Below are 499 nucleotides of genomic sequence, written 5' to 3'. Positions count from 1 at the left end.
GGTAGTGATATTGAATAGTCTGTTTGGAGACCTTTAATTCATCTGCAAGTTGTTTAATTGTTTTTGCCAATGTCAATCACCACCTAGTTAAATTAAAAATGTCCTTTTTTCTATTTTGAGGTTAATCGATTCAAAGTACAACTGGAATCTGTAAAGATAGTTATTGTTGCACTGAAAGCGGTGTGCTAAACTGAAACTAATCTAACAACAAAATAAAAATAAATAAAAATCAAGCCAAGAAAAAATCCCGATCCGACTGGGATCGAGATTTTATATTCTTAGCAAGTAGCTACATAACAGCTACTTAGTCCAAGCATTCAGACCTGGCAGAATGGATGTTTGAACTTTGATTTCTGTGCTTGTATTCATTATACCTCATACCCTTAAATCGGGACAAGAGTAGATAATAACAAACAAGAAATTAAAGATGGACTAAGTAGCCAATGGCTATTTAGTCCTATTTTGTTATTAGAAATTAAAAAAGTTGCCGATTGGGCAA

General features: G+C 33.1%; 1 pseudogene. It reads right to left on the bottom strand.

The window, feature by feature from the left end:
- Positions 1–70 (bottom strand): annotated as a pseudogene (locus FD47_RS16155) (DUF536 domain-containing protein); the annotation flags it as partial.
- Between the last annotated feature and the right edge of the window lie 429 nt (positions 71–499).

This window comes from Lentilactobacillus parafarraginis DSM 18390 = JCM 14109, assembly GCF_001435895.1.
GTDB classification, from domain to species: Bacteria; Bacillota; Bacilli; order Lactobacillales; family Lactobacillaceae; genus Lentilactobacillus; species Lentilactobacillus parafarraginis.
Note: the sequence above shows the minus strand (reverse complement) of the source record. Positions and strands in the feature narration are given on the sequence as shown.